The organism is Rhizobacter sp. Root1238 (assembly GCF_001425825.1).
Classification (GTDB): domain Bacteria; phylum Pseudomonadota; class Gammaproteobacteria; order Burkholderiales; family Burkholderiaceae_C; genus Rhizobacter.
This window is the reverse complement of the sequence record NZ_LMDM01000050.1, coordinates 37,006-56,327: the sequence shown is the minus strand read 5'-3', so window position 1 is coordinate 56,327 and position 19,322 is coordinate 37,006. Positions and strand designations below refer to the sequence as shown.

Below are 19,322 nucleotides of genomic sequence, written 5' to 3'. Positions count from 1 at the left end.
GCAATACTGGCGCGATTCCTTCCGGGTCTTCGGACCAGGCGCCGGAAGGCACGTTTGCGAAGGACATCCTCGCGCGGCTGCTGATCGACCTGTCATGGGCTTCCTCCCGGCTGGAAGGCAACACCTACAGCCGCCTCGACACCGAGCGGCTGATTGCGTCGGCCAGGCCGCCGAAGGCAAGGATGCGCTGGAAACCCAGATGATCATCAAGAAGTCATCGCGGCCATCGTGCGCGGCGGCGATGCGGTTACCGCGTCAACGGTGCGGGCCAGGATCCCTCCGACAGTCGACGCGAGCGACAGTGATCACTTCGTCGAGCTGGTCCTCGGCGAGTTCAAGTCCCTGCATGCAGGCAATGCCGTTCGCTTCGGCCTCAGGCCGCTGGAGTTTGCGGCCTGGCAGGAGAGGAACCAGGGTCACGCCTGAGCGCGTCGACGGTTGAACCATTTCGACGTGGCTGTCACTCACCCTTCTCATGAACCGAGGGGCGCCATGGAGATCACCCGGAAATCACGCCAGCACAAGGTCTCTCCATCGCCAGACCACACGGCGCCAGCCTCCTGCGACGAAGGCAAGGCGCTCATCGAGACGCTGGGGCGCGAGCTTGGAATCGACATCTCCCAGGCCGACAAGGCAACCCAAGCCAAATACAAGGACAAGGCGTTCACCAGGCACCCGCCGTTCATGCATCCCGCTTGCGCGCTGTGGTTCGCCAGGCAGTGCCTGGCCCTCGGCGAAAAGCATCTCTTTCGCGAGGTCGTGAACACATTCCAGCTCAAGCGCCTGCAAGGCATCGTCGAGGGTGCTGGCATCGTCACGAGTTCCTTGAAGCATCTGCCGCAGGTCCATCAGGTCGAGTTCGCTGCGGGATGTGAACTCACCACGGAATGCATCGTCGAGTTGGGCGATGTGCTGAAGGAAAGGCGCACGGCACCGTTCGAGTTGGACTTGCACGGTTGCATCACCTGTTGCGACGCCCTGCTGTCACTCGCCTGGGCATTGCCTGGCTTGCGCGGCTTGGCCATGCTGAGCATCTCGAGCCCTCAGGTGTGCGATGACGGCGATTGGATCACCGCACTCGCGGCGGGCCTCGTCCACAACACCGAGCTGGTCGCCTTCAGGCTCGGCGTGCCCGACTTGACACAGCAACAAGCCGAGGCGATGGGCGAAGGATGTCGGTCACTGACTGAACTCCACTTCGAGTGCAGGAACCTGAACTCGCTGGCTCATCTGCTGAAAGCCTTGGGCGAAAAGGCACCACAGGATCCGGACAGCCCCGGAACGGCGGCACGGCCACTCGCTGCCCTGAGCATCATCGGGCGAACGGGCTCAGCGCAGGCATTCTTTCCCACAGGATCTGTCGGGTGCCTGCGCGAACTCATCGCCCGCTGCCCTTCGCTGAAATGCGTTCGCATTTCACCGTTGCTGCAAGTGCAGGGCATCCCGGAATTCGAAGACATGATGGCTCTCTGCGATTCAGAGTGGAAGGGAATCAAGATCGACATCAACTTCGGCCTGGCCCAGGGGTCCTCCGAAAGCCAGCCCGGCGGAGTCGAGGAGCTCGACACACTCGACACAGGTCGAGCCCTCAAGCCGACGCTCGCCTACCTGCGACGAAAAGACGCATCTCACCACCTCCTGCCCAGGAGGGAGATTCAAGGCCAGGTGCATCGACTCCTCGCTGCCGCACTGCAACGCAACCTGCCGGGGGACGTCCTGCATGAGATCACCTGCAAGCTGGTGGCCGATCGCTCGCCACCCGCCAGGCTCCTCGTGATCTTGAACAAGCTGTCTCGCATCAACAAGACAGCCGCCGCTCTGGATTCAGCTGCGGGACTGCGCAGAGCACACGTCGAGCGCTTGAAGGGCTTGCTGAGCTTTTCAGCCTTTGCCTTCGGAACCCACGAGCTGGCGGATCCGCTGTGCATGGCGATGGTCGGATGGCCTTTGAAAGGGAGGCTCCTGAAGAAGGAGGATGAGAAGGCCTTGAAGTCATTGATCCTGGCCGGCCGGCCCGACAGCGACGCGCTGAAAGAAGCCATCCGGAGGGCCGAAGCTCATCGATGGCAGGTGCAGAAGTGTCAAGCGCACCACCTGCTGAGCCGTGGCTTCGAGGATGAATTTATCGCAGAGCAAGGGATCAGGCATGAACTTCGTGAGTGGCATCGGGACGAGTTCAATGTCGATTTCACGGACCTGGACATGCAGCTGCTGGATGCTTCCTATCGTGTCGGTCTGAAAAAGGCGGCCAGGCGTGCTGCCCAGACCGTCTCGAACTTCTTCCAGAGTTTCATCAGATGATGGCGAAAACGACTACGACCCCAAGCCCTGCGCCACATACCGCGACACCTTCGGCGGCGACTGCTCCACATGGAAACCCAGCCGCCGCTCGCGCAGCTCCATGTCGAACACCGTCATCCGCTCAAAGTGACGCAGGTGCTCGGCCCATGATTCGTTGACGAACTGTTCGACGTAGAGCGCCGGGTCCGAGGTGTCGCGGAACAGGCTCCACGACAGCACGCCACGGCGCAGGCAGCTGCTGCGCCGCTCCTGCATCATCTGCAGGAAGTCGCCGGCGCGCACCGGGTCGATCCGGTACTCGATCGCGATCAGCACCGGCCCGTCGTGCGGGTCCAGCGGCAGCGCCGTCACCGGCGGCTTCAGCGTGTTGGCCGGCGTCAGGTCCTCCTCGCCCACCGCCGACAACCGCACCCGCCGCGTCAGCAGCAGCGCCACGCAGCCCATCGCGGCCGCGCCCATCAGGCTGCTGCGCACGTCGGTCATCGCCGCCACCTGGCCCCACAGCGCCGCACCGGCTGCGCTGCTGCCCATCAGTGCCATCTGGTAGATCGACATGCCGCGTGCGCGCACCCAGTCGGGCAGCGCGAGCTGCGCCGACACCGTCAGCGAATTGGCCACCGAGATCCAGGCCGCACCGGCCGCCACCATCGCGATGGCCGCCACCGCCACGCTCGGCGCCAGCGCCACCACCACCATCGCGAGCGCCTGCACGAACGAGCCCCAGCGCACCAGCTCGTCCGAGCCCAGCCGCCGGCGGATGCGCGGCAGGTTCAGCGCCGCGGCGATCGCCCCCGCACCCATCGACGCCAGCAGCAGCGTGAAGGTGCCCGCGCCGCCGGCATGCAGCCGCTTGGCCACCAGCGGCAGCAGCGCAAGCAGCGCGGTCGACTGCAGGAAGAAGATCGACACCCGCAGCAGCACCACGTGCATGCGCGCCGACTGGCCCACGTACTGCACGCCGACGCGGATCGCGCCGAGGAAGCGCTCGCCCGGCAGCGTGCTCGCCTTCTGCTCGCGCTTCCAGCGGCTGATGGTGAACGCCGCACCGATCGACAGCAGCGCGTTCAGCACGAACACCCACGCGCTGCCGGCGCTCGCGATGATCGCGCCGGCGACGATCGGCCCGATGATGCGCGACGCGTTCATCGCGATGCCGTTCAGCGCCAGCGCTGACGGCAGCTGCGATCGCGGCACCAGTTCGGGCACGATGGCCGCGAACACCGGCCAGCGCATCGCGAGGCCGATGCCGTTCGCGAAGGTCAGCACCAGCAGCAGCGGCGCATTCATCGCGTCGAACGCGATCGTCGCGCAGGTCACCACCGCCACCGCGGCCACCCACACCTGCGTCAGCATGAAGTAGCGGCGGCGGTCGAGGATGTCGGCCATCGCGCCGCTCGGCAGCCCGAGCAGGAACACCGGCAGCGTCGACGCCGACTGCACCAGCGCCACCAGCACCGGCGAGGTCGTCAGCGAGGTCATCAGCCACGCGGCCGCGACGTCGTTCATCCACATGCAGACGTTGGCCGCCACCCAGGTGCCCCACAGCATGCGGAACACCGGCAGCGAGAGCGGTGCCCAGGCCGACGTGGAAGGCACGACCGGTGGCGGAACGGCGGGGGGCGGAACGACGGGCGTGCTCGACATCCCGCAACGGTAGCACCGCCTCCACGTCATTCACATGTGGGATGGACGTAGACCCGCGGCGCCCGATACTGGCCGCGCAGTCTCAACCACCACGGAGGAGCCCATGAAGCTCTTGATCTCCAAGGGTGCGTCCGGTCCGGACGTGGCTCGCCTCGCGCAGGCGCTCGCCGCAGAGCTCGGCCCCGATGCCGCGGATTTCCCGGTGCTCGCCGCCGCCGATCCGGCCATCGACGACGGCTTCGACGCCGCGATCCGCCGCTGGCAGGCCGGCATCGGCATCATTGCCGACGGCATCGTCGGGCCGCGCTGCCAGATGCTGCTGAAGCTCGCCGACGAAGGCCCGGCCACCGAACCGGTGCTGACCGTCGGGCTCGTCAGCCAGCTGTTCCCCGCGACCAAGCCGGCCAACATCGCGCGCTACCTGCCGTATGTCGAGGCGGCGTTGCGCGCGGCCGGGCTGGTCGACCGGCCGATGGTGCTGGGCGCGCTCGGCACCATCCGTGCCGAGACCGAAGGCTTCGTGCCGATCGCCGAATTCCAGTCGCGCTTCAACACGCCGCCCGGCGGCGCGCCGTTCAGCAGCTACGACCTGCGCCGCGACCTCGGCAACGGCGCAGCCGGCGATGGCGCGCGCTACAAGGGCCGCGGCTTCGTGCAGCTGACCGGCCGCGCCAACTACAAGCACTACGGCGAGGTGATCGGCCTCGCGCTCGATGCCGACCCGGACAAGGCGAACGCGCCCGAGGTGGCCGCGGTGGTGCTGGCGCAGTTCCTGTTCGACAAGGCCGACAAGTTCCGCGCCGCGATCGGCAAGGGCGATTTCGCGGCAGCCCGCAAGCTGGTCAACGGCGGCGCGCACGGGCTGGACGCGTTCCGCAGCGTGTTCGAGCTCGCAGCCGCGGCGCAGCCACCGCAGGCCGCCGGTGCCGGTGCGGCGCGGGCCGCTGCCGCCACGACCCGCCGCCCGGCCGGCAGCACGCACCGCGTGTCGCGCACGAAGAAGGACACCGCCGACCTGCGCGACCGCCAGTACATGCCGGCGGCGCTGACGCTGCCCGACGAGTTCCCGAGTGCCGAGGTCGTGCAGCGCTTCCTGCCCGGCTACGCGAAGGCCGGGCTGATCCTGAACCAGGGCAGCGAAGGCGCCTGCACCGGCTTCGGCCTGGGCTGCGTCATCAACTACCTGCGCTGGCTGAAGGCGAAGACGCCGGCCCGCTTCGAATCCGTCAGCCCGCGCATGCTCTACACGCTGGCACGCCGCCACGACGAATACGAAGGCGAGAACTACGAAGGCTCGAGCTGCCGCGGCGCGCTGAAGGGCTGGTTCAACAACGGCGTGTGCCTGGAGACGGACTGGCCCTACCAGGCCGACAAGTCCGACACCGCGCGCTACGGCTTCGCGACGCGCGCGACGCAGACCACGCTGGGCGTCTACTACCGCGTCGACACGCAGTCGATCACCGACATGCAGGCTGCCATCGCGCAGCACGGCGCCGTCTTCGTCTCGGCCTTCACGCACGACGGCTGGGACGGCGTGCCCGATGTCGCCGAAGAGGTGCGCGGCCATGCCGACCTGCCGCTGATCGCGTTCGACGGTCGGCCGTCGAAGGACGGCGGCCATGCGTTCGCGCTGGTCGGCTTCAACGAGCGCGGCTTCGTGCTGCAGAACTCCTGGGGCCGCGACTGGGGCGCCGGCGGTTTCGCGACGCTGTCCTACCTCGACTGGCTGGCCAACGGCATGGACGCCTGGGTGGTCGCGCTCGGCGTGCCGGGCGTGGTCGCCGGGCGGCTTGCGGTGTCGCAACAGGCGGCCCGCGGCAGCACCACGACGCGCGGCGACGCGGTGCGCAACGGCTGGTGGGACGCCGCCCTCGCCTACCGGCACAGCGTGGTGCTCGGCAACGACGGCCGCGTGAGCCGCTACCTGACCGAGGACGAGCAGCCGCGCAAGCTGCAGCAGCAGGCCTACGCGCTGCCCGACCAGTGGTTCCGCAGCCAGCCCGACGCGCCGGGGCCGAAGCGCCTGCTGCTCTACGTGCACGGCGGCCTGAACAGCGAGGCCGATGCGGTCAAGCGGGCCAGCGCGATGGGCCGCTACCTGCTCGGCAACGGCTGCTACCCGCTGTTCCTGGTGTGGAAGACCGGCATGCTCGAATCGATCGGCGACATCCTGTCGGACGCCTTCCACCGCGAACCGGCGCGCGCCGGCGCCGGCGAATGGCTGACCGACAAGACGGACCTGTTGATCGAGAAGACCATCGGCCGCCCGCTCGCGAAGCCGATCTGGAGCGAGATGAAGGAGAACGCGCAGCTGGCCTTCTCGCCGCGCCATGGCGGCGAGCTGCTGCTGGACGCGATCCAGTCGCTGGCCGCCACCTGGGGCGCGCAGTTCGAGCTGCACCTGGTCGGCCATTCGGCCGGCTCGATCGCGCTCGGCCACTTCCTCACCGCGCTCGCGGCGCGCCAGCACGCCGGTCGCGACGACGGCCTGGCGCAGCGCCTCGCGTCGGTCAACCTGTACGCGCCGGCCTGCACCGTCGCGTTCGCGAACCAGCACTATGCCGGCGACCCGCAGGTGATGGAGCGGCTGCACCTGGACGTGCTGTCCGACAAGGTCGAGCGCGACGACAACGTCGCGTCGATCTACCGCAAGTCGCTGCTGTACCTGGTGTCGAACGCGCTGGAGACCGACCTGCGCACGCCGATCCTCGGGCTCGATGCGGTCAACGACGCGGCCTTCGCCGGCTGGGACGGCTCGTCCGACACCGGCGAGGCGCTGGCGACATGGCGCGCCGCGGCGGCGGAGTCGAAGCTCGCGGCGCGCACGCAGCGCGTCACCAGCGACCGCATCGAGACGGCCATCGGCACCGACGGCCAGCCGGTGCTGCAGCGCGCGTCGCACGGCGGCTTCGACAACGATGTCGAGGTCATCACGCGCACGCTGAAGCGCATCCGCGGCGGCGAGCTCGCGCTGCCGGTCGACGACCTGCGGGGCTACTGAACGGCTGCGGAACGAAGGCCTGCTCCTACAGGCATTCAGTTCCGCGTCCGACGCGTGCGGCGCGCGATGGCGCTCATCATCGGCGCCATGAACATCACGCCGATCCCGTACGACTCGTCGTTCGAACACGCCGAAGAGGACGAATCCGAGACCTGCGAAGAGATCATCAGGACCATGCGCGGCATCGCGCAGACCACCTGGGCGCATTCGGGCCATGGCCTGCGCGGCGTGCACGCGAAGAGCCACGGCCTGCTGCGCGGCGAGTTGCGCGTGCCGCCCGGGCTGCCGCCGGCGTATGCGCAGGGGGCGTTCGCGCAGCCCGGCGAATGGCCGCTGGTGATGCGGCTGTCGACGATCCCCGGCGACATCCTCGACGATGCGGTGTCCACGCCGCGCGGCATGGCGATCAAGCTGATCGGCATCGACGGCGTGCGGCTGCCGGGCAGCGAAGGGCAGTTCACGCAGGACTTCGTGCTGGTCGACGGCCCGGTGTTCGGCTCGGCCGGGCCGAAGCAGTTCCTGGCCGGGCTGAAGCTGCTGGCCGCCACCACCGACCGCGTGCCGACGCTGAAGAAGGCGGTCTCGGCGGTGCTGCGCGGGGCCGAGAAGGCGATCGAGCAGGTCGGGCTCGAAAGCGGCACGCTGAAGGCATTCGGCGGTCATGCGCAGACCCACCCGCTGGGCGACACCTACTTCAGCCAGGTGCCGATGCTGTGGGGGCCGTACATGGCCAAGCTGCAGGTGGTGCCGGTGTCGGCCGAACTGCAGGCGCTGGCCGGCGCGCCCGTCGAGACGCACGACCGCCCTCAGGCCTTGCGCGATGCGGTGCTGTCGCACTTCGCTCGGGCCGGCGCCGAATGGGATGTCCGCGTGCAGCTGTGCACCGACCTGCAGGCGATGCCGATCGAGGATGCATCGGTGCGCTGGCCGGAGGACCAGAGCCCGTTCGTCACGGTCGGCCGGATCGCGATGCGGCCACAGCTCGCCTGGACCGAGACGCGTTCGGCCGCGATCGACGACGGCATGTCGTTCAGCCCGTGGCACGGCCTCGCGGCGCACCGGCCGCTCGGCGCGGTGATGCGGGTGCGCAAGCGGGTCTACGAGATGTCGGCGCGTTTCCGGGCCGAGCACAACGGCCTGCGGATGGCGCAGCCGCACACCGCGGACGAGTTGCCGCCCTGAGCGGGCGCGTGCCGATCAGGGCCGCGGCACGACCGCGGTGACCTCGATCTCGACGCGGGCGCGCGGCTCCATCAGCGCACTGACCTGCACCGCGCTCATCGCGATCGAGTAGCTGCCGACCAGCTCGCGGAACACCGCACCGACCTCGCGGCCGCGCGACAGGTACTCGGCGCGGTCGAGCACATACCAGGTCATGCGCACGATGTGCTGCGGCGTCGCGCCGCCTTCGGCCAGCACCGCGCAGACGTTGCGCAGCGCCTGCCGCACCTGGTCGACGAAATCGTCGCTCTCGAACTCGCCCCTTGCGTTCCAGCCGATCTGGCCGGCGACGAACACCAGCGTGCCTTCGGCGGCGACGCCGTTCGCGTAGCCGCGCGGCGGCAGCCAGCCTGGGGGTTGCAACACCTTCATCCTCGACTCCTCAACCTGAAGCGCTGCAGCTTGCCCGTCTCGGTGCGCGGCAGCGCATCGCGGAACTCCACCGCCCGCGGGTACTTGTACGGCGCGATCGCCTGCTTGGTGAAGTCCTGCAGCGCCTTCGCCATCGCCGCATCGCCGGCGTGTCCGGCGCGCAGCACGACGAAGGCCTTGACGACCTGGCCGCGCTCTTCGTCGGGCACGCCGACCACGCCGCATTCGGCGACCGCCGGGTGCAGCAGCAATGCCGCCTCCACCTCCGGCCCGGCGATGTTGTAGCCGCCCGAGATGATCATGTCGTCGGTGCGCGCCTGGTAGACGAAGTAGCCGTCCTCGGTCTGCAGGTAGGCATCGCCGGTCAGGTTCCAGCCGCCGCTGACGTACTGGCGCTGGCGGTCGTCGGCCAGGTAGCGGCAGCCGGTCGGCCCCTTGATCGCGAGCCGCCCCACCTGCCCCGGCGGCAGCGGCCGGCCATCATCGTCGAGCACGCAGGCGCGGTAGCCCGGCACCACCGTGCCGGTTGCACCCGGCCGCGCATGCGATTCGTCGTGCGAGATGAAGATGTGCAGCAGCTCGGTCGACCCGATGCCGTCGATGATCTCGATGCCGCTCGCATCCTTCCACAGCTGGCGCGTCGCGGCCGGCAGCGCCTCGCCGGCCGACACGCACTGGCGCAGCGACGACAGGTCGTGCGCGGCCAGCTGGCCGGCCATGGCGCGGTAGGCGGTCGGCGAGGTCACCAGCGTGGTCGCGCGGTACTGCGCGATCGCGGCCGGCAGCGCATCCGGCCCGGGCCGCTCGACCAGCACCGTCGACGCGCCGACCGACAGCGGGAACAGCAGCAGCCCGCCCAACCCGAAGGTGAACGCGAGCGGCGGGCTGCCGATGAACACATCGTCGGCGGTCGGCCGCAGCACGTGGCGCGGCCAGCAGGCGCAGGCGGCCATCACGTCGCGGTGGAAATGCAGCGTCGCCTTCGGCGCGCCGGTGGTGCCGGAGGTGAACGCCATCAGGCAGGTGTCGTCGGCCGCGGTGCGCACGGTGTCGAACTGCGCCGGCTTGCCCGCCGCGCGCGCCTCGAGCCCGCCGTCGCGCCCGGTCATGAAGTGCAGCACATGCACGAGCGTCGGGCACTGCGGGCCGGCCAGCGCGAGCTCGTCGGCCAGGCGCACGTCGCACAGCGCATGGCTGATCTCGGCCTTGTGGACGATCTGCACCAGCTCCTTCGCGCGCAGCAGCGGCATGCTGCCGACCGCGATGCCGCCGGCCTTCACGACGCCGAACCAGCAGGCGGCCAGCATCGGCGAGTTCGGCCCGCGCAGCAGCACGCGGTTGCCGGGCACGAGGCCGAGGTCGTCGACCAGCACGCGGGCGATGCGGTTGGCCTGCGCCTGCAGGTCGGCATAGGTCCAGCGCACGCCCTGGCCCTGCACGCAGAGACGGTCGCCGTGGCCTTCCTCGACCCAGCGGTCCAGCAGCTCGTGCGCACAGTTCAGCTCGGCCGGGAACTGCAGCTCCGGCAGGTCGAACACCAGCTCGGGCCACTGGTCGGGCGGCGGCAGGTGATCGCGGGCGAAGGTGTCGACGTGCGCAGTCATTCAGGCCCCCTTCAACAGCTCGCGGGCGATGATCAGTTGCTGGACTTCGGTCGCGCCTTCGTAGATGCGCAGCGCGCGGATCTCGCGGTACAGCGTCTCCACCGTGTTGCCGCTGACGACGCCGGCGCCACCCCACAGCTGCACCGCGGCGTCGATCACCTGCTGCGCGCCCTCGGTGGCGGCCAGCTTGGCCATCGCGGCCTCGCGCGTCACGTTGCGGCCCTGGTCGCGCTGCCACGCGGCGCGGTAGGTCAGCAGCGCCGCGCCGTCGACGGTGGTCGCCATCTGCGCGAGCTTCGCCTGCGTGATCTGGAAGTCGGCCAGCGTCTGGCCGAACATCCGGCGGGTCGTCGCGCGCTGCAGCGCCTCGTCGAGCGCGCGCCGCGCAAAGCCGAGCGCGGCCGCCGCGACCGAGGTGCGGAAGATGTCGAGCGTGCGCATCGCGAGCTTGAAGCCCTGCCCCGCGTCGCCGAGCCGCTGCGTCTTCGGCACGCGGCAGCCGTTGAAGCGCAGCCGCGCGAGCGGGTGCGGCGCGATCAGCTCGATGCGCTCGGCGATCTGCAGGCCTGGCGTGTCGGCATCGACGATCAGCGCGGTGATGCCGCGCGAGCCGGGTGCCTCGCCGGTGCGCACGAACAGCACGTAGAAATCGGCGATGCCGCCGTTCGAGATCCAGGTCTTCTCGCCGTCGAGCACGTAGGCATCGCCGTCGTCGCGCGCCGCGCAGGCCAGCGCGGCCACGTCGGAGCCGGCCTCGGGTTCGGACAGCGCGAACGCCGCGATCGCCTCGCCACGGGCCACCCGCGGCAGGTAGCGCTCGCGCTGCGCGGCCGTGCCGTCGAGCGAGATCGCGCCGGCGCCGAGGCCTTGCATCGCGAACGCGAAATCGGCCAGGCCGTGGTGGCGCGCCAGCGTTTCGCGCAGCAGGCAGATCGCGCGGGTGTCGATCGCGTCGCCGGGTTTCTCGGCGATGGCGTGGTGCAGCCAGCCGGCGTCGCCGAGCTGCTTCACCAGGCGGCGGCAGGTGGCGTCCACGTCGTCGTGCGGCACGTCGGCGAGGTGCTCGGCGCACCAGCGCGCGAGTTCCTGTTCCAGCGCAACATGCCGCGCTTCGAAGAACGGCCAGTCGAGGTGCGTGCTCATCAATCGCCCTCGAACACCGGCTTCGCCTTCGCGGCGAACGCCTCGTAGGCCCGGTGGAAGTCCTGCGTCATCATGCAGATCGCCTGCGCCTGGGCCTCGGATTCGATCGCCTCGTCGACGCCCATCGCCCACTCCTGGTGCAGCATGCGCTTCGTCATCGCATGCGCGAACCCCGGCCCGGCCGCGATCTCGGTCGCCCAGGCGAGCGCGTCGGCCTGCAGCGCCTGCGGATCGCTGATGCGGTTCAGGAAACCCCATTGCAGCGCCTCGTCGCCGCCCAGCGAGCGGCCGGTGTACAGCAGCTCCGACGCCCGCCCCTGCCCGACGATGCGCGGCAGCAGCGCGCAGGCGCCCATGTCGCAGCCGGCCAGCCCGACGCGCGAGAACAGGAAGGCCGTCTTGCTGCGCGAGGTGCCGATGCGCAGGTCGGACGCCATCGCGATGATCGCGCCGGCGCCGGCACACACGCCGTCGATCGCCGAGACGATCGGCTGCGGGCAGGCGCGCATCGCCTTCACGAAATCGCCGGTCATGCGGGTGAAGGCCAGCAGGTCCGGCATCGTCATCTTCGTCAGCGGGCCGATGATCTCGTGCACGTCGCCGCCGGAGCAGAAGTTGTCGCCGGCGCCCTGCACCACGATCGCCCGCACCTCGTCGACCTGCGCCAGCGTGCGGAACAGGTCGCGCAGCTCGGCATACGACTCGAAGGTCAGCGGGTTCTTGCGCTCGGGCCGGTTCAGCGTGATCACGCCGACGCGGCCGTGCAGCGCCCAGCCGACGTGCCGCGGCGCGATCGCGGCCGCGGCCTGGCGGTTGCCGGCCGCGAGGTGGGAATCCATCGCACGCGTCATGGGGTCTTCTCCTTCGTTCGTGTCTTCTTCGACGGTTTGGCCGGCAGCGCGCTGTCGACGCCGGCCAGGTGGCGCTTCAGCACCGAGAGCAGGTCCTGCACCTGCGTCTTCTCGTCGGCCGACCAGCCGGCGAACAGCTCGACCACCCACTGCTCGTGCGTCGCCGCCATGCGGCGGAACTGGCGGCGGCCGGCCGGTGTCAGCTGCACCGCGAATGCGCGCCGGTCGCCGGGCTGCGGCGCGCGGCGTACCAGGCCTTCGGCCTCGAGCTGGTCGGTGATGCCGGTCACGTTGCCGCCGGTCACCATCAGGCGCTGCGACAGCTCGCCCATCGTCAACCCGGCCGGCTCGCGCTCCAGCTGCGCCAGCAGGTCGAAGCGCGGCAGCGTGGTCGCGAACTCGCTGCGCAGCCGGTTGCGCACCACCGCTTCGATGCGGTTGGTGCACGACAGCAAGCGCAGCCACAGCTTCAGGGCCTGGTGGTGATCGTCGATGACGCGGGACTCGAGGTCGCTGACTTCAGCGAGCTCGGCGTGGGTGTCGAGCGGCGCCGCCGGCATCACATCACCTCCCCGCCGGCCACCGCGATCGCCTGGCCGGTGATGCTGGACGATTCGCGGCGGCACAGCCACAGCACCGCCTGCGCGACCTCGTCGGGCTGCACCAGGCGGCCTTGCGGGTTCGCGGCGGCGAGTGCATCGCGCGCTTCGTCGGCGCTGCGCTGCGTCTTGCCGGCGATCTGCGCGACCGCGCGGGCGACGATGTCGGTGTCGGTGTAGCCGGGGCAGACGGCGTTGACGGTGATGCCCTTGCGCGCGACTTCGAGCGCGAGCGCGCGGGTGAGCCCGAGCACGCCGTGCTTGGCCGCGCAGTACGCGGCGACGTAGGCATAGCCCTTCAGCGCCGCGGTGCTCGCGATGTTGACGATGCGGCCGAAGCCGCGTTCGGTCATGCCGGGCAGCACCTGCTGCGTGCACAGGAAGCTGCCGGTCAGGTTGACCTGCAGCAGGCGGTTCCATTGGTCGAGCGAGGTGCGGGCGAACGGCTGGCTCTCGACCTGGCCGGCGTTGTTGATCAGCAGGTCGATGGGGCCGACGGATTGGAAGGCGCGTTCGACGCTCGCCGGGTCGGTGATGTCGACGGAGCGCACGTGAATCGCGGGCAGGGCTTCGACAAGCTCAGCCCGAACGGATCCTCCCCCGTTCGCCCTGAGCTTGTCGAAGGGTCGGGCTGAGCCTGTCGAAGCCCTGCCCGCCAAGCGCTCCCGTGCCTGCAGCAAGCGGGCCTCGCTGCGCCCCATCAGCGTGACGCTCGCGCCCTCGCGCCACAACGTCGTCGCAATCGCCTCGCCGATCCCGCTGCCACCGCCCGTCACCACCGCATGCAACCCGTTCATCGCGCTCACACCCCCTGCGCCAGGTTCGCCTGCTCTTGCGCCGACAGCCCCGCCGTCTGCGCCGCCATCGCGCGCTCGCGCTCCAGGTTGCGTTCCAGCTGCGACTTGCCCGGCCGGTACTGCCGCGGCCAGTCCGCACCGACGCCGTTGACGTGGCCGATCTTCGCGGCCTCCAGCAGCGTCCACGCCGGGTTCGCCAGGTGCGGCCGCGCGATCGCGCACAGGTCGGCGCGGCCGGCCGCGATGATGCCGTTCACATGGTCGGCCTCGAAGATCGCGCCGACCGCCATCGTCGCGATGCCGGCCTCGTTGCGGATCGCCTCGGCGAACGGCGTCTGGTACATGCGCCCGTACACCGGCCGCTGCTGCGGGCTGACCTGCCCCGACGACACGTCGACCAGGTCGGCACCCGCCGCCTTGAAGGCCCGCGCGATGGCCACCGCGTCGTCCGGCGTCGTGCCGCCCGGCACCCAGTCGTGCGCCGAGATGCGCACCGACAGCGGCTTGTCCGCCGGCCACGCGGCGCGCATCGCCGCCAGCACCTCCAGCGGATAGCGCAGCCGGTTCGCCAGCTCGCCGCCGTAGACATCGGTGCGCAGGTTGGTCAGCGGCGACAGGAACGAAGACAGCAGGTAGCCGTGCGCGCAATGCAGTTCGAGCCAGTCGAAGCCGGCCTGCGCGGCGCGCTTCGTCGCGGCGACGAAATCGGCGGTGACGCGGTCCATGTCGTCGCGCGTCATCGCCCGCGACCAGGCGCTGACGCCATCGAGGTACTGCTGCGGCGAGGCCGACAGCAGCGGCCAGTTGCCGTCGTGCAGCGGCAGATCTTCGCCATCCCACGGCGCGCGGGTCGAACCCTTCGCGCCGGCATGGCCGAGCTGCATCGCGATCTTCGCGCTGCTGCCCTGGTGCACGAAATCGACGATGCGCTTCCAGGCCAGCATCTGCGCATCGGTGTACAGCCCGGGGCAGCCCGGCGTGATGCGCGCATCGGGCGAGGTGCAGGTCATCTCGGCGAACACCAGGCCGGCGCCGCCCAGCGCGCGTGCGCCCAGGTGCACCAGGTGGTGGTCGCCCGGCACGCCGTCGACCGCGCTGTACTGCGCCATCGGCGAGACCACGACGCGGTTCTTCAGCGTCACGCCGCGCAGCGTGAACGGCGTGAACATCGGCGGCACCGCGTGCGTGCCGTCCAGCCCGGCCCGCGCGGCCAGCCATTGCTCGTAGCCGCCGACGTAGGCCGCATCGCGCAGCCGCAGGTTCTCGTGCGAGATGCGCTGCGAACGCGTCAGCAGCGAATAGGCGAACTGCGGTGCATCGAGCCGCGCATGGCGCTCGACGTTCTCGAACCATTCGGTCGAGTTGCGCGCCGCGTTCTGGATCTTCAGCACCTCGATGCTGCGCTGCGCCTCGTAGGCCGACAGCGCCTGGTCGAGCACGCCCGGGTGCGCGGCGATCGCGGCCGCCAGGTCGATCGCATCCTCGAGCGCGAGCTTGGTGCCCGAGCCGATCGAGAAATGCGCGGTGTGCGCCGCATCGCCCATCAGCACGACCGGCGCGCGGCCGTTGTGGTGAACCCAGCGCTTGCAGACCACGCGCGGAAAGCGGATCCACTGCGCCGAGCCGCGCAGGTGAGCCGCATTCGACATCAGCGGCTGGCCGTCCAGCAGCTTCGCGAACAGCTTCTCGCAGAACGCGATGCTCTCTTCCTTGCCCATGTCGGCCAGGCCCGCGGCGCGCCACACCGGCTCGGGCGCCTCGACGATGAAGGTGGAGGTGTCCGCATCGAAGCGGTAGGCATGCACCTGGAACCAGCCCCATTCGGTGCGCTCGAACGCGAACGTGAACGCATCGAAGCGCTTGTGCGTGCCGAGCCACACGAAGCGGCACAGCCGGGTGTCGACATCGGGCTCGTAGGTGGCGGCGTAGCGGCTGCGGATGCGGCTGTTCAGGCCGTCGCAGGCGATCACCAGGTCGGCGTCGAGCGCGGTGTCGTCGGCGCACTCGGTCTCGAAGCGCAGCTGCACCCCTTCTGCGGTGCAGCGGTCCTGCAGGATGTTCAGCAGCTTGCGCCGGCCGATGCCGCAGAAGCCGTGGCCGGACGAGCGGATCAGCTCGCCCTTGAAATGCACCTCGATGTCGTCCCAGTGGTTGAAGGCGTCGAGGATCTGCGCGGCGCTTTTCGGGTCGGTGCGCTGCACCGCGCCCAGCGTCTGGTCGGAGAACACGACGCCCCAGCCGAAGGTGTCGTCGGCGCGGTTGCGCTCGATCACGGTGACCTCGTGCGACGGGTCCTGCTTCTTCATCAGCAACGCGAAGTACAGGCCCGCCGGGCCGCCGCCGATGCAGGCGATGCGCATGGTCGTGTGAGCTCCGGAGTGCCGCGGCGGGGATCGCCGCGCTGGCGCAATTTAGACCTTGATATTTCAGGTGTCAAGTATCTGCGGGCAGTGACGGGCTGTCTGAAATTACCGACACCACGGGGCCGGCGGCGGTGCTACTGTTCCGGCCGTGAAAAAGCTCTGGGACATCTCCCCCCCCATCGCGCCCGACTCGCCGCTGTTCCCCGGCGACGAGGCGTATTCGCAGGCCTGGACCGCGCGCATCGGCCCGGGCTGTCCGGTCAACCTGAGCGCGATCACGATGTCGCCGCACATCGGCGCGCATGCCGATGCGCCGCTGCACTACGGCGACGGCGCGCCGGCGATCGGCGCGGTCGACCTGGCGCCGTACCTGGGCCGCTGCCGCGTGATCCACGCGATCGGCATCGGCGCGCTGGTGCGGCCGGAACACCTGGCCCCGTTCTCTGCCGACCTGCCGCCGCGCGTGCTGGTGCGCAGCGTGCTGAAGGCGCCGACCGCCTGGTCGCCGGAGTTCACCTCGTTCGCGCCCGAGACCATCGGCTGGCTGGCCGACCGCGGCGTGCGGCTGGTGGGCATCGACAGCCAGTCGGTCGACCCGGCCGACAGCAAGACGCTGGACAGCCACCACCAGCTGCTGGCGCTCGACCTGCGCGTGCTCGAGAACCTGGTGCTCGACGACGTGCCGGCCGGCGACTACGAGCTGATCGCTCTGCCGCTGAAGCTGATGCTGGCCTGTGCTTCTCCCGTCCGCGCGGTGCTGCGCGAACTCTGAAAGACCCTTCGATGACGACACGACAAGATTGCCTCGGGCTCGACGCCCGCGACGAACTCGCACCGCTGCGCGAGCTGTTCGACCTGCCCGACGGCACGATCTACCTCGACGGCAATTCGCTCGGCGCGTTGCCGCGCGCCACCGCGGCACGCGTGCAGCAGGTGGCCGCCGCCGAATGGGGCCGCGACCTGATCAAGAGCTGGAACACCGCCGGCTGGATCGACCTGCCGCAGCGCATCGGCGACAAGATCGCGTTGCTGCTGGGCGCCGGGCCTGGCGAGCTGATCGTCGCCGACTCGACCTCGGTGAACCTGTTCAAGGCGCTGTCGGCCGCACTCGACCTGGCGCAGCGCGACACGCCGGGGCGCAAGCGCATCGTCTCGGAGCGCTTCAACTTCCCGACCGACCTGTACATCGCCGAAAGCCTGGCGCGGCAGCGCGGCTTCGAGCTGGTGCTGGCCGACGCCGACGACATCCCGGCGCTGATCGACGACCGCCTCGCGGTGCTGATGCTGACGCATGTGAACTACCGCACCGGCCGCATGCATCGCATGGAAGAGACCAACCTCGCGGTGCATGCCGCCGGCGCGCTGGTGGTCTGGGACCTGGCGCATTCGGCCGGCGCGGTGCCGGTGAACCTGAAGGGCAGCGGTCCGCGCGCCGGCGCGGCCGACTTTGCGGTCGGCTGCGGCTACAAGTACCTGAACGGCGGCCCGGGAGCGCCGGCCTTCGTCTGGATGCACCCGATGATCGCCGCCCGCATGGACGCCGAGCAGCTGTGGCAGCCGCTGTCGGGCTGGCTCGGCCATGCGGCGCCGTTCATGTTCACGCCCGACTACCACCCGGCGGCCGGCATCCACCGGTTCATCTGCGGCACGCCGCCGGTGCTGTCGCTGGCCGCGCTGGAATGCGGCGTCGACACGATGCTCGCGGCCGAGGCGCACGGCGGCCAGCCGGCGCTGCGCCGCAAGTCGATCGCACTGAGCGAGCTGTTCATCGCGCTGGTGGAGGCGCGCTGCGCCGGCCACGGCCTCGCGCTGCAGACACCGCGCGATGCCGCACAGCGCGGCAGCCAGGCGAGCTTCGCGCGCGCCGACGGCGGCTACGCGATCATGCAGGCGCTGATCGCGCGCGGTGTGATCGGCGACTTCCGCGCGCCCGACATCCTGCGCTTCGGCTTCACGCCGCTGTACACGCGGTTCATCGACGTGTGGGACGCGGTCGAACACCTGGTGCAGGTGCTGCAGACGGGTGAGTGGCAACAGGCGCGCTTCAACCAGCGCGCGGCGGTGACATGAGCTGTCCGCACCACGACTCCGGCGACTCGACCGATGGCGGCGCCGGCGAGCGCATCGTCCGCGAGGAAGGGGCGCAGCTCGATTTCTCGCGCGACATGAGTTATGGCGACTACCTGCACCTCGACGAGGTCTTGAACGCGCAGCACCCGCTGTCGCCCGAGCACAACGAGATGCTGTTCATCGTGCAGCACCAGACCAGCGAGCTGTGGATGAAGCTGATGCTGCACGAACTGGGGGCCGCGGTGCAGCGCGTCGCGAACGACGACCTCGGCACCGCGTTCAAGATGCTGGCGCGGGTGAGCCGCATCATGGAGCAGCTGGTGCACGCCTGGGACGTGCTCGCGACGATGACGCCGCCGGAGTACTCGGCGATCCGGCCCTACCTGAGCAACAGCAGCGGCTTCCAGAGCTGGCAGTACCGCTGCATCGAGTTCATGCTGGGCAACAAGAACGCCGCGATGCTGAAGCCGCATGCGCACACGCCGGAGGTGCTGGTGCGCGTCGAGGCGGCGTACCGCGCGCCGTCGCTGTACGACGAGGCGCTGCGGCTGCTGGCGCGGCGCGGCTTGCCGGTGCCGGCCTCGCATGTGGAGCGCGACTGGTCGCAGCCCTACGTGGCCGACGACGGTGTCGAGCAGGCCTGGCTGGTGGCCTACCGGGCGCCGCAGCAGCATTGGGACCTGTACCAGCTCGGCGAGGAACTGACCGACCTGGAGGATGCGTTCCGGCTGTGGCGCTTCCGCCATGTGACGACGGTGGAGCGGGTGATCGGCTTCAAGCGCGGCACCGGCGGCACCAGCGGCGTCGGCTACCTGCGCAAGATGCTCGACGTGGTGCTGTTCCCCGAGATCTGGCGGTTGCGCACGAATCTGTAGCCCGATGCCGAGGAGACCCCATCATGATCCATGAAGTCTTTGCCTACCTGCGCGTGCGCGACACCGCCGCCGCGATGACGTTCTACGCGCAGGCCTTCGGCGCGAAGGAAGTGTTTCGGTTGACGGAACCCTCGGGGCGCATCGGCCACGCCGAGATGCAACTCGGTCCTTCGGTGCTGATGCTGTCGGACGCGTTTCCCGAATACGGCATCGAGGCACCGCCGGTCGGCGGCAGCACCAGCTATGCCAGCGTCCACCTGCACGTCGACAACGCCGACGTCGTGCTCGCCCAGGCGGTGGCGGCCGGCGCCACCGTGCTGATGCCGCCGACCGACCAGTTCTATGGCGAACGCAGCTGCAAGCTGCGTGACCCGTTCGGCCACGAGTGGCTGATCGGGCACAGCATCGAGCAGCTCACGCACGAGGAAATGCAGCGCCGCTACACCGCGCTGATGACGGATCCGTCGGCGCAGTGAGCGGC

Annotated in this window: 15 protein-coding genes and 1 pseudogene; 8 read left to right on the top strand and 8 right to left on the bottom strand. The window is 69.8% G+C overall.

Annotated features, from left to right (window positions below):
- Positions 1 to 35: 35 nt before the first annotated feature.
- Both ASC98_RS32025 and ASC98_RS28535 read left to right on the top strand, forming a co-directional pair.
- Positions 36 to 208 (top strand): annotated as a pseudogene (locus ASC98_RS32025) (Fic family protein); the annotation flags it as partial.
- A gap of 284 nt (positions 209 to 492) precedes the next feature.
- Positions 493 to 2,301 (top strand): hypothetical protein, encoded by a 1,809-nt coding sequence (locus ASC98_RS28535; RefSeq protein ID WP_056805614.1) that lies wholly within the window; start codon positions 493 to 495, stop codon positions 2,299 to 2,301.
- 12 nt (positions 2,302 to 2,313) lie between these two features.
- Here the strand turns inward: ASC98_RS28535 and ASC98_RS28530 are convergent, their stop codons facing one another.
- Positions 2,314 to 3,945 (bottom strand): MFS transporter, encoded by a 1,632-nt coding sequence (locus tag ASC98_RS28530; RefSeq protein ID WP_056805612.1) that lies wholly within the window; start codon positions 3,943 to 3,945, stop codon positions 2,314 to 2,316.
- Positions 3,946 to 4,048: 103 nt separating this feature from the next.
- On the opposite strand from ASC98_RS28530, the gene ASC98_RS28525 reads away from it, so the two are divergent.
- Positions 4,049 to 6,946 (top strand): C1 family peptidase, encoded by a 2,898-nt coding sequence (locus ASC98_RS28525; protein ID WP_056805609.1) that lies wholly within the window; start codon positions 4,049 to 4,051, stop codon positions 6,944 to 6,946.
- An 87-nt stretch (positions 6,947 to 7,033) separates the two neighbouring features.
- On the top strand, positions 7,034 to 8,128 hold the full coding sequence (locus ASC98_RS28520) for a catalase family protein (protein ID WP_056805952.1): 1,095 nt from the start codon (positions 7,034 to 7,036) through the stop codon (positions 8,126 to 8,128).
- 15 nt (positions 8,129 to 8,143) lie between these two features.
- On the opposite strand, the gene ASC98_RS28515 is transcribed toward ASC98_RS28520, so the two are convergent.
- From ASC98_RS28515 to ASC98_RS28485, 7 genes are read right to left on the bottom strand one after another with little or no spacing between them, the layout of a single operon-like run.
- Positions 8,144 to 8,539, bottom strand: coding sequence for a RidA family protein (locus tag ASC98_RS28515; protein ID WP_056805607.1), 396 nt, complete (start codon positions 8,537 to 8,539; stop codon positions 8,144 to 8,146).
- Positions 8,536 to 10,143 carry an AMP-binding protein gene (locus ASC98_RS28510; RefSeq protein WP_056805604.1) on the bottom strand — a complete coding sequence of 536 codons (1,608 nt, stop codon included), beginning with the start codon at positions 10,141 to 10,143 and terminating at the stop codon, positions 8,536 to 8,538. Before ASC98_RS28510 ends, ASC98_RS28515 begins: the two co-directional genes overlap by 4 nt.
- Positions 10,144 to 11,286 (bottom strand): acyl-CoA dehydrogenase family protein, encoded by a 1,143-nt coding sequence (locus tag ASC98_RS28505; protein ID WP_056805601.1) that lies wholly within the window; start codon positions 11,284 to 11,286, stop codon positions 10,144 to 10,146. It lies immediately after the preceding gene.
- A complete protein-coding gene (locus ASC98_RS28500) occupies positions 11,286 to 12,137 on the bottom strand; it encodes an enoyl-CoA hydratase family protein (protein ID WP_056805598.1) in 852 nt (283 codons plus the stop codon). Before ASC98_RS28500 ends, ASC98_RS28505 begins: the two co-directional genes overlap by 1 nt.
- Positions 12,134 to 12,697: a MarR family winged helix-turn-helix transcriptional regulator gene (locus ASC98_RS28495; protein ID WP_056805595.1), complete on the bottom strand. Its 564-nt coding sequence runs from the start codon at positions 12,695 to 12,697 to the stop codon at positions 12,134 to 12,136. The genes ASC98_RS28500 and ASC98_RS28495 overlap by 4 nt, the downstream gene beginning before the upstream one ends.
- A complete protein-coding gene (locus ASC98_RS28490; protein ID WP_056805592.1) occupies positions 12,697 to 13,533 on the bottom strand; it encodes an SDR family NAD(P)-dependent oxidoreductase in 837 nt (278 codons plus the stop codon). Before ASC98_RS28490 ends, ASC98_RS28495 begins: the two co-directional genes overlap by 1 nt.
- 5 nt (positions 13,534 to 13,538) lie before the next feature.
- Positions 13,539 to 15,893, bottom strand: coding sequence for a bifunctional salicylyl-CoA 5-hydroxylase/oxidoreductase (locus ASC98_RS28485; protein ID WP_056820608.1), 2,355 nt, complete (start codon positions 15,891 to 15,893; stop codon positions 13,539 to 13,541).
- 151 nt (positions 15,894 to 16,044) lie between these two features.
- Here ASC98_RS28485 and kynB point away from each other — a divergent pair, with 151 nt between their 5' ends.
- The 4 genes from kynB to ASC98_RS28465 are packed head-to-tail and all read left to right on the top strand — an operon-like array spanning position 16,045 to position 19,317.
- Positions 16,045 to 16,668: an arylformamidase gene (gene kynB / locus ASC98_RS28480; protein ID WP_056805586.1), complete on the top strand. Its 624-nt coding sequence runs from the start codon at positions 16,045 to 16,047 to the stop codon at positions 16,666 to 16,668.
- 11 nt (positions 16,669 to 16,679) lie between these two features.
- A complete protein-coding gene (gene kynU, locus ASC98_RS28475; protein ID WP_056805582.1) occupies positions 16,680 to 17,966 on the top strand; it encodes a kynureninase in 1,287 nt (428 codons plus the stop codon).
- Positions 17,963 to 18,841: a tryptophan 2,3-dioxygenase gene (gene kynA / locus ASC98_RS28470; RefSeq protein WP_056805579.1), complete on the top strand. Its 879-nt coding sequence runs from the start codon at positions 17,963 to 17,965 to the stop codon at positions 18,839 to 18,841. The genes kynU and kynA overlap by 4 nt, the downstream gene beginning before the upstream one ends.
- 20 nt (positions 18,842 to 18,861) lie before the next feature.
- Positions 18,862 to 19,317, top strand: a complete 456-nt coding sequence (locus ASC98_RS28465) for a VOC family protein (RefSeq protein ID WP_056805950.1) — start codon at positions 18,862 to 18,864, stop codon at positions 19,315 to 19,317.
- Positions 19,318 to 19,322 lie beyond the last annotated feature (5 nt).